The organism is Planktothricoides sp. SR001 (genome assembly GCF_001276715.1).
Classification (GTDB): Bacteria; Cyanobacteriota; Cyanobacteriia; order Cyanobacteriales; family Laspinemataceae; genus Planktothricoides; species Planktothricoides raciborskii.
On the sequence record NZ_LIUQ01000051.1, the window covers coordinates 23066 to 32353 of the forward strand.

Annotated in this window: 11 protein-coding genes and 1 pseudogene; 10 read left to right on the forward strand and 2 right to left on the reverse strand. The window is 43.1% G+C overall.

Translation table 11 applies throughout. From position 1 onward, the window contains the following. Positions 1-628: 628 nt before the first annotated feature. From AM228_RS36980 to AM228_RS22875, 6 genes and pseudogenes are all read left to right on the forward strand, one after another. Positions 629-769: pseudogene (locus AM228_RS36980) on the forward strand (DUF4347 domain-containing protein); the annotation flags it as partial. Positions 770-796: 27 nt separating this feature from the next. Beyond that, positions 797-1477 (forward strand): hypothetical protein, encoded by a 681-nt coding sequence (locus AM228_RS22855; RefSeq protein ID WP_054469247.1) that lies wholly within the window; start codon positions 797-799, stop codon positions 1475-1477. A gap of 129 nt (positions 1478-1606) precedes the next feature. Then, the gene (locus AM228_RS35640; RefSeq protein WP_054469248.1) at positions 1607-2194 is read left to right on the forward strand and encodes a DUF11 domain-containing protein; all 588 of its coding nucleotides are present in this window, start codon (positions 1607-1609) and stop codon (positions 2192-2194) included. Next, positions 2154-2414, forward strand: coding sequence for a calcium-binding protein (locus AM228_RS22865; RefSeq protein ID WP_054469249.1), 261 nt, complete (start codon positions 2154-2156; stop codon positions 2412-2414). Before AM228_RS35640 ends, AM228_RS22865 begins: the two co-directional genes overlap by 41 nt. Next, complete coding sequence (locus tag AM228_RS22870; RefSeq protein ID WP_054469250.1) at positions 2395-2877, forward strand: calcium-binding protein; 483 nt, start codon at positions 2395-2397, stop codon at positions 2875-2877. Before AM228_RS22865 ends, AM228_RS22870 begins: the two co-directional genes overlap by 20 nt. A 328-nt stretch (positions 2878-3205) precedes the next feature. Next, positions 3206-3427, forward strand: coding sequence for a hypothetical protein (locus AM228_RS22875; protein WP_231636916.1), 222 nt, complete (start codon positions 3206-3208; stop codon positions 3425-3427). A gap of 133 nt (positions 3428-3560) precedes the next feature. Here the strand turns inward: AM228_RS22875 and AM228_RS22880 are convergent, their stop codons facing one another. Beyond that, complete coding sequence (locus AM228_RS22880) at positions 3561-4118, reverse strand: manganese efflux pump MntP family protein (protein WP_054469252.1); 558 nt, start codon at positions 4116-4118, stop codon at positions 3561-3563. A gap of 590 nt (positions 4119-4708) precedes the next feature. On the opposite strand from AM228_RS22880, the gene AM228_RS22885 reads away from it, so the two are divergent. The 4 genes from AM228_RS22885 (at position 4709) to AM228_RS22900 (ending at position 8633) form a co-directional block, all read left to right on the forward strand. After that, positions 4709-4924: a hypothetical protein gene (locus AM228_RS22885; RefSeq protein ID WP_054469253.1), complete on the forward strand. Its 216-nt coding sequence runs from the start codon at positions 4709-4711 to the stop codon at positions 4922-4924. A 120-nt stretch (positions 4925-5044) separates the two neighbouring features. Further along, entirely contained in the window at positions 5045-5401 is a 357-nt protein-coding gene (locus AM228_RS22890) for an NINE protein (protein WP_054469254.1), read from the forward strand. A gap of 30 nt (positions 5402-5431) precedes the next feature. Then, entirely contained in the window at positions 5432-6136 is a 705-nt protein-coding gene (locus tag AM228_RS22895) for a helix-hairpin-helix domain-containing protein (RefSeq protein WP_054469273.1), read from the forward strand. Between the two features lie 85 nt (positions 6137-6221). After that, positions 6222-8633, forward strand: a complete 2412-nt coding sequence (locus AM228_RS22900) for a cation-translocating P-type ATPase (RefSeq protein WP_054469255.1) — start codon at positions 6222-6224, stop codon at positions 8631-8633. Between the two features lie 136 nt (positions 8634-8769). Here AM228_RS22900 and AM228_RS22905 read toward each other — a convergent pair whose 3' ends face one another. Next, positions 8770-9117: a hypothetical protein gene (locus tag AM228_RS22905; protein ID WP_054469274.1), complete on the reverse strand. Its 348-nt coding sequence runs from the start codon at positions 9115-9117 to the stop codon at positions 8770-8772. Between the last annotated feature and the right edge of the window lie 171 nt (positions 9118-9288).

Below are 9288 nucleotides of genomic sequence, written 5' to 3' on the forward strand. Positions count from 1 at the left end.
AAATAGTGAAAAAAATAATAATTATCGCTATTTTAGCTTGCATAATCATTGTTTTATGTTTTAAAAAACATCATGGTAATTTTATCAGAGCAAAATGCTGGATTATGTTAAACATAAATTCAAATTATTTTTGAAAAATAAATATTAATCGCCTCTATATCGCCTATTAGGATATCTTCGCTTACCTCTTTTTTTACAACATAAATATAAATTTTTTAGCAAATTAATTAATATTTTGGTTAAATTAACGTGATTTTTCTGTTAATTTTCGACTTAAATTTTTAGGGATATTTGACGTAAAAAACGCTTTTTTTAATGGTAAAAAATCGAGAATATACTATTATTTAAATTATCCATATAATCGATATTTATTTCACACTTTTTTTCAAAATTAAGATAAATAAAAAAATAAGTTATCTTAAATTATGTTATGTGAATTTCTTTCCATTAAAAAAAGGCAAATATTCGGTACATTTATACACTTTATATCGTTTCTCATGGCAGATCCGGAGTTATTGTTATTCATCTAGGCAAAACCCAGTTAAGTGCGGCAAAAACCAATACAGCGATCGCCTACAAAATTGGCAAAAATTCCTGACATAAAATGCCGTAATTCATCGGCTGCCAAATAGCTAATGAGTCTAACCCAAAAAACCAAGACTTTTTATATCAGCTTGCGGCGTTAACCAATGCCAAGATTGTCGCCTCGAAAAACCTAACTGGTTCTGCCAAACTTGGGGGCGATTGGGCATTAGAATTTAAACCGGGCGAAATTCCCGATAGTTTAGCTTTTGAATTGCCAATTATCCAAGCCTACTCTGGTATTTTAGCGGCTACTTATGTGGCTGAAATTTTTAACGGAAGTATCCCACAAGGGGAGTGGATATTTGGTAGTGGTTTAAGATCGCAACCACCCAAATTGACCGCAGCCCCGGCAGGGCTTATTCCTGGTTTTCCTGGGTTAGAAGGGACTGGGCAAGATGCAGAGGGTTTTGGAGTTTTAAGATTAACTAATAATAGTACATTTCAGTCCGCGTTTGCGATTAATAATACCCCATTTCCTTCTGGGGCAGGTTTAAAGATTACATTTGATTTGTTTGCTTATGGTGGCAGCCCTAATTCTGCGGGGGATGGCTTTAGTTTCTTTCTGATTGATGGTACAGCTTCCCCTACAACTGCCGGTGCTTTTGGTGGGTCTTTGGGCTATGCCCAAAAACAAACATCCAGTACGAATCCAACTTTAATCCCAGGGTTAGTCGGTGGCTATTTAGGCGTTGGATTTGATGAATTTGGGAATTTTTCTAATGATAATGAATTGCGGGTAGGGCGATCGCCAACTTTATCCACAAATGCCGGGGGTATAGCTACCGGAAGAATTCCTGATTCTGTAGCAATTCGTGGGAGTCAAAGTACACAATATCGATACTTAGCCGGAACTCCAGACCTCAAAACAATTAATCTGCCTAACCCGGCTTAGACTTTAGATTTTCCGGGGTCAAACATTACTCGCTCTAATGCCATTAAACGAAGCGTTCAAATCGAGTTAACCACCGACAATCGCATCATCGTTGCCATTGACTTTAATAATAATGGAGTTTTTACCGACTTGAGTGAACAGTTAATCAATTTTCAGCTTACGGCAGCGAATAACGGCCTAATTCCTGAGACCTTCAAGTTTGGCTTTGCGGCTACTACTGGCTTTTTTACTAACATTCACGAATTACAGAATATAAAAATTCAGAGTATTGACCCGGTGATTGCTTTAACGGTTCCTAGTGCGGCTTCACTGACGGATATTGCCAGTAGCATTTCTAACACAGAAGATCCGGTTATTAATAATAATGACAGCACCCTGACTACGACGATTTCCCCTGGTACGGATTTAGAAGTTAGTAAAACCGTCAATAATATTACTCCTGGGCCGGGAGAGGCGATCGCTTATACCATTACGGTGACAAATACTAGGCCAAGTAATGATTGGATTAACGGAAATCAGGGCAAAGATACTATCTATGGCGGCAAGGGCAATGATTTTATTAATGGGGGCAAAGATGATGATTGCATTTCCGGTGATGATGACAATTACATCATTTTTGGTGAATTAAATAATGATACCATTTCCGGGGGGAAATGGCAGCGAATTTCCCATAGGTTTGGCTGGAGAACAAGACCTAATTTTTTGCAACCGAGGTAATGATGTTATTAATGGTAATCAGGGCAACGATACTATTTACGCCGGAAAAGATGATGATATTGCCTTTGGGGGCAAAGATGAAGACTTAATTTATGGCGATCGCGGCAACGATACCGTCATCGGCGACCAGGGGGATGACACCATCTTTGGTGGGGTCAGCGATATTAATGTGGGAGATCAAGATGGTCGTGATTTAATCTATGGGGGGGGCTGGCAATGACGTGATTTTTGGCAGCGAGGGTAACGATTCTATTTCCGGGGACGACGGTGATGATACGGTCTACGGGGGCAAAGACGATGACCTTATTCATGGGGATGCTGGCGATGACTTTCTCTCTGGGGACTTGGGTAACGACTCCATTTGTGGTGGTCATGGCAACGATACCATCATAGGTAGTGATGGCAACGACTTTCTCGCTGGCAACATCGGTAATGATAGTTTAATCGGCGGTGCTGGCAGCGATGCTTTTATCTTAAACACCCAAGGGGGAATTGATACCATCGCTGACTATGAAAGTGCCATTGACTTGATTGATTTAGCCCCTGGTCTAACGTTCGATCAACTGACAATTGCCCAAGACCATAACAGTACATTACTTCTGGTTGGTGGTCAAACTATTGCCAGTTTAATCGGGGTTCACGTTGATTCATTAACCCAAGATAATCTTGTCCTGATAGGTTAATGAATGATTGTTAAGAGTAAATGTCAACCCGTGGCAGAACTGATACAATTGGAGTAAATGGTCGTAAAAAGATCGCCGCGATCGGTTTCCCCCTTCGGGGTAAAGACGAAGTAAAGGGGGATACCTATCAAAGGTAAAACCCTTAAATCGTTCTTACTTAACCGGGTTTTTATCTTCTTTTTACAAAAGGGTCGTATCTTTCAGTTGCAATTCACCTAAACCTTTTTTTGGTTAGCATAAATCTCTGATAACCCTTGGATCGAGTCATAATTTCATCATTGAATCCTCCTGATGAAATATCACCTATTTCCAAACAAGCAAAAGGAAAATGTCTAATATGTCTGAAAAAATAAATCAAAACCAGCAATCTAGTGAAGGAAATCAAGATTTTTCTGATTCTAATGGTTCTATAGATTTTGAGAAAGAATCTGAAGCGGAAATGAAAGCATTGGCCAAAGGACTTATGGTTGATTTGGTTTGGACGTTATCTGGAATGAATAAGGCATCCACAAAAGTGGATAAACCTAAAGATTCTCCCAAGCCAAATTAATCTTCCAGTTAATCGTAATTCCTTGATGTAGTGTTCTCAGAAACCGGCTTTTTTATCCCTTTTGCGTAACATATGGGTGATGCCGAGGCAACCCGGTTTCTGATTCTTCTGCCTAAAACTTCAGCTTCGATGATTATAGATGTTCAAATAAAATTTTTGTGCCAATCAAAATTAAAATACAGCCGCCAATAATTTCTACTTGACTAGAAAACAATTCGCCAAATTTTTTGCCCAAAAAAACGCCACAAAATGACATCATAAACGTAATCACACCAATCAGAATCACTGGCAAAGAGATAGAAATTGATAGCAAAGAAAATCCTAAACCCACCGCTAACGCATCAATACTGGTGGCGATCGCTAACAGCAATAACGTATAAAGATTGCGGGTATCCCGAACATTATCTTCATCCGTATCGGGATGCAGCGCCTCATAAATCATTTTACCACCAATGAAAGCTAGTAAACCAAATGCAATCCAATGGTCAAAGGTGGCGATCGCATCGCGAAATCCCATCCCTGCCCACCATCCGACCACCGGCATAAACGCTTGAAAACCGCCAAAAAACGTCGCAATTCTTACGGCGTCCTCAATTCTCACCCCTTTGAGGGTCATGCCACTACTCACAGACACCGCAAAAGCATCTGCGGATAAACCAAAAGCAATTAATATACTACTAACGAGATCCATTACCGATGCCCTACTCAAGTTTGATTCTGGTTTTATTCTGCTATAAATCTAACACAAATTTTTTCTGAATTTAGGCAATTTTTTTATTGGCAAAAAATGAAATAAAAATGAAACAACCGTGAAATAAAAATGAATTTTTGGGTCAGATTAGCTAATCAAAACTAGCTAATCAAAATAGGAAAACCAAGGCTTAACAGCAAATCCTTTGATTCCCGCAGGGGCGCGGGGAAAGTGAAAAGTCGTAGGGGCTTTCTGGCCATATAGCCTGACGGATTATGCTTCGCAAGGACGCCCGTACAAAAGAATTATCACTATTCACTATTCACTATTCACTATTCACTATTCACTATTCACTCTCCCCAGCCCCCCAGCCCCCAGCCCCTCATCCCCCCAGCCCCTACCGCCCAGGGGGGATCCCTTGACGTTTCAGCCAGTTGAGCGTCACAATATTATTATTAGGACTTACGCATTACCTCTATATCTGGTAGGGCGCGATCGCGCTTTCTCACCCCAACCTAAAAGGGTTGAATAACAGTTGTATAAAGCAATTTGCGTAAGTCCTACTTATATAGAATTGGTCGCGCAACAATATGGCAGACTCCCATCATCCCCTAACCCAAGCCTATCTAAACTTCTGGCGGTTTATCCCCTACGCAGGGTTTGGCATCTTGGCGTTTTCTTTAACTTCCGCCACCGGACTATCTGTTCTGTTAAAAAGTTATTTTATTATTCTGGAAATTCCCGTTGGTCTGCTGGGGATTTATTTTCTTTTAGCTAAATCAAGCAAATTTAATAAAATCAAGTAGAGGGGGGACTATTGGCCGCCATCATCTTTAATTGGCTGCCAAAGATTTAGTCACCAATGCTTCGTCCGCACCATCGGGAGTGTGTCCAAAATCAATCACTGACAGTTGCAAGGAAAGGTTATGAAAAATAAATGGGTTGCTGCTCTGCTTGCCTTTTTTTTAGGTGGGATTGGCATTCATAAATTTTACTTAGGAAATAATGTAGCCGGTTTGCTATACTTCCTATTTAGTTGGACATTTATTCCGGCGATTTTAGCAATTTTTGATTTTATTGGGTTAGTCCTCACATCTGAAGAAGCCTTTAACCGAAAATATAATTGGTCAATGCTGCCTCAGAATTACAGCAATTCCCAGCCCGGACTTTCTGCTGATCGGGTTACCCAAACCTTATTTGAATTGAAAAAATTATATGAGGAAGGAGTGATTACGGCGGAAGAATATGAAGAAAAACGCCAAAAATTATTAAATAACTTGTAGAATATAGCGAATCAAATAGATTAAGTGAAAGTGCCACAAAATAATTCAAATTGGTTTCAACAAATTCCCAAATGGGTCTGGTGGTCTGCGGTTCCAGGGTTTGGCGGATTGGCGATCGCCTTTGCCGGGGAAAAAACCAAGACCAACTCTTGGATCGCCTTGGGATTAACGTTAACCGGGGGGGCATTATTTTTAACAGAAACGCCCTGGTTTCTGCCGATTTGGTTGACGCAAATTGGGTTAGCATTTTATCTCAGAAAACCCTTTTTGATTAAAACCTATCCCAAGCACTTGCCCTTACCAGAGGATGCAGTAACCTCGTCAATAATTGCCGGTTTGCGGGACAAACTTGACATCAATCAATGTTCTAAAAACGAACTGGTTTATCAATTAGAACTGCCCATTGTCTATGCCAATGATATTGAAGCTTTACGCAATGAAGGCTATATTTTTACCGACCCAGAGGAATTAACCGACTTGGTGGGAATTCCCGAAAGTACCGTCAAGCGAATTACCCCGTTGATTACCTTTACTTACGACTATAAAAAAGAATTAGACTTATCTTGGCGGCGGTTAAATACCCATTCAATTTCCGAGTTAGTCGCTTGCGGACTTGACTCTGCTGTAGCCATGAAAATTGTCAACGAACGCGAACAAAGGGGCGACTATAAAACCGTAATTGATGTGAAGCGGCGCACCGGATTACCCTTAAAATTTTATCGTCAAATTCTCTAGATGATTTGCATCTATAATTAGCAGGTTGCTATAACTGCAATAGAAACTTAAATCGATCGCAAAATATCGCAAATTTGCAAATTTAATGGTGAATAATTCGGAAATAAATCTAAAAATTCCTGTAGAAACCATCGTCCTGGACGTGGGGGGAATGAAATGTGCGGGCTGTGTCAAAGCGGTGGAACGTCAGTTAACCCAACAGTCTGGGGTGATTTCTGCTTGTGTGAACCTGGTGACGGAAATGGCTGCGGTGGAATGCCAAGTCGGGGCAGTCAACCCCGTGGAACTGGCCGATCGCCTCACCGCCACGGGTTTTCCCACCCAACCGCGTCCGGCGTTTAATCCACTAATGGGCGATCGCCCCTACACGGAAGTCATCAAACGCCAACAGCAAGAAATTCGCGCCACTATTGCCCAACTAGCGATCGCTGCCTTGCTGATCGTCCTTTCTGGCGTCGGACATATCGTTCATTTCCCTTGGCTGGGGGGAATTTGGTTTCATTTTGGCCTCGCCACCGCCGCCCTATTACTTCCCGGACGGGCGATCGTCCTCGACGGTTGGCGCGGTTGGTGGCATGGCAGCCCCAACATGAACACCTTAGTGGGTTTGGGCGCTTTGAGTGCATATTTTGCCAGTACCGTTGCCCTGCTTTATCCAAAACTCGGCTGGGAATGTTTCTTTGATGAACCTGTAATGTTACTGGGTTTCATCCTCCTCGGTCGTACCCTGGAAAAACTGGCGAGACACCGCGCCGCTGCTTCATTACAAGCATTGCTGACCCTCAAACCAACCACCGCCCGACTTTTGGGCAAATCAGCCGACGCCCAAACCCTGCAAAATCCCGCATCCGCCATAGAAATTCCCGCCGACCGTGTCCGAGTTGGGGAATTTTTGCAAGTATTGCCCGGAGAAAAAATCCCCGTAGATGGGGAAGTGGTTCTCGGCAATACCAGCGTTAATGAATCGATGCTGACTGGGGAAGCTATCCCCGTAGCCAAACAACCAGGAGATATAGTCACCGGGGGGAGTTTGAATCAGTCCGGGGCGATCGCCTTCCGGGTCACTCGTACCGGGTCGGACACCACCCTGGCCCAAATTATCCGTTTGGTAGAACAAGCCCAAACTCGCAAAGCCCCAGTTCAACAATTAGCCGATACAGTGGCCGGTTATTTTACTTATGGGGTAATGACCATTGCCACTTTCACCTTTTTATTCTGGTACTTTGCAGGCAGCAAAATTTGGCCAGACGCGATCGCTGTGGGGCATTCCCTCACCCATGTCGCCGAAATGCCCGTTCACCCCTCACCGCTATTATTAAGTTTAAAATTAGCGATCGCCGTCCTAGTCATTGCCTGTCCTTGTGCCCTCGGTCTTGCCACACCCACCGCGATCTTAGTCGGGACTGGGGTGGGGGCAGAACAGGGTTTACTGATTCGCGGCGGAGATATTCTCGAACGAGTCAAACAATTAGATACCGTAATTTTTGATAAAACCGGCACCCTCACCGCTGGTTATCCCGTGGTGACAGATTGTATTTTACTAGGGGAAGTTAGCGAAGGGGCGAAAAGTCAGGAAAAACTGTTGCAACTGGCTGCCAGCGCGGAACAAGGGACAAATCACCCCCTGGCGATCGCAATTTTACAAGCCGCCGAACAGCAAGGTTTACCGCTTCTCGATGCTAAAGACTTTTATACCGAACCGGGTTTAGGGATTTCTGCCACCGTTGCCGGGGAAAAGGTTCTCGTGGGGACTGCCCAATGGTTACAACAGCATGGGATTACCTTAGAACCTGTAGAAAATGAGTTAGAAAATGAGTCAGAAAATGAGTCAGAAAATGAGTCATTCTCAGGTAAAACCTTGGTCTATGTTGCCCTGGAAAATCAACTGCGAGGATGCATTGCCCTCAAAGACCAACTTAGACCGGATGCTAAAGAAACCGTAAAAAATTTACAGGACATGGGTTTGCGGGTCGTCATGCTGACCGGCGATCGCGCCGAAACTGCCCAGGCGATCGCGCAACAACTGGGAATTGAGGAAAATGATGTATTTGCCGGTGTCCTTCCCGCAGCCAAGGCCCAGGCGATCGGCACCTTACAAACTGCCGGTCATATAGTAGCAATGGTTGGCGACGGCATCAACGACGCCCCAGCCTTAGCCCAAGCGGACATTGGCATTAGCTTACATGGCAGTACCGACGTAGCCGTAGAAACTGCGGGCATTGTGTTAATGCGTAACAGCTTAATTGATGTAGTGAAATCTATCCAACTCAGTCGCGCCACCTTTAACAAAATTCGCCAAAACTTATTTTGGGCATTCGTCTACAATACCCTAGGAATTCCCATTGCGGCGGGGCTACTTTTACCCCAATGGGGCATCATTCTCAGCCCCTCAACAGCCGGGGCAATGATGGCCTTTAGTTCCGTGAGTGTTGTCACCAATTCTTTACTATTGCGGCGGGCAAAATTACTTTCACCAATCACAACCCAGAAAAATTAGCCACCTTGAACCATCTTTCTGATTTTATGTAGAGACGTTAGCGATAACGTCTCTACTTCCTATTAAACCAATTTTTTAAACAGGGTTTGCGATCCAATCAATGAGAGAGGCTCGTTCATATCATTCTCTTTTAATTTTATCCCACTGCTTGTTCCAGAATTTGCCACTGCCTAGTATCGTGAATCACCTCGCAAATCAAATCAAAGATTTGCCGACAATGATTATCTGCGTGCAAAGGTAAAGCATCAGTTTTTACTACCACATTCATCCGGACTTCCTCATCGTATTTGTATTTTTTTGTTAGGGTAACTTCTACGGTGACTAGCTTAGAAAATGGCACATCGGCTGAGATTTCTCTAGCCATGATGTAATCATCACTTTCATAAAGAATATGAAAATGACAAGACTGCAAAATATCTGCCACCAATAGTCCAAGACGGTCTGGATCGCAGGCAATACGATAAAAGCTAGTGTACCGAGCCATAAGCAATTTTTTTCGGCGATAGAACATCCAAGATTATAATCTTACCGAACCGTAAACGGAAGATCGGTTAATTTTGTTATTCGTTATTTGTTATTTGCATGGGAGCGGGGTGTAGGGTGTAGGGTGTAGGGTGTAGGGGGAAGCCGCCGTCGTGTAGGGTGTAGGGTGTAG